The sequence below is a fragment of the Thermus sp. FJN-A genome (assembly GCF_054655095.1).
In genome coordinates, this window is sequence record NZ_BAAHSC010000075.1 from 1 (window position 1) to 471 (window position 471).

Genomic DNA, 471 nt, shown 5'->3' on the forward strand with positions numbered 1-471 from the left:
GTCTGGTAGCCCTTGCCCTTCCTCCGGGCGATGGCCTTGAGCCGCCTCAGGAGGTCCTCGTCCAGGCGTATGGAAACGGGCCGGGTCCTGGGGCGGGCCGGGGGCAGAAGGCCCTCCGGCGGTGGGGCCATCTCCGCCAGGAGTTCTTCCCCCAGGCCGTGCTCCGCCCAAAAACGGCTCTCCTCTTCCTCACTGGCGAACTCGGGGATTTCCTCCAGGCTGTGCACCTTCCGCAGTCTCTTCATGCTTTACTTTCCCCTCCTCCGGTAGCGGCGTTTCTCCTCCAAGGTGGCGTCCCGGGCGGTGATGGGCCGCACCCTGCCTTCCCTGCGGGTGAAGACCACGAAGAGGACCCTTCCGGCTTCCGTGGCCCCCAGGGCCGCCCAGCGTTCCTCGCCCCCTTGGGAGCGCGTGCGGAGCACCAGCCGCTTGGGGTCGGTGAGGGCTTCCTCCACCTCCTGGGGACGCACC

2 protein-coding genes are annotated in these 471 nt (G+C 68.8%); both read right to left on the reverse strand.

Annotation, left to right across the window (positions count from 1 at the left end; all coding sequences use genetic code 11):
• A partial coding sequence (locus ACYQ0J_RS00390; RefSeq protein WP_460170247.1) for a CopG family antitoxin occupies positions 1–245 on the reverse strand: 245 nt, incomplete at its 3' end.
• Between the two features lie 3 nt (positions 246–248).
• On the reverse strand, positions 249–470 hold the full coding sequence (locus ACYQ0J_RS00395; protein WP_460170246.1) for a BrnT family toxin: 222 nt from the start codon (positions 468–470) through the stop codon (positions 249–251).
• Between the last annotated feature and the right edge of the window lies 1 nt (position 471).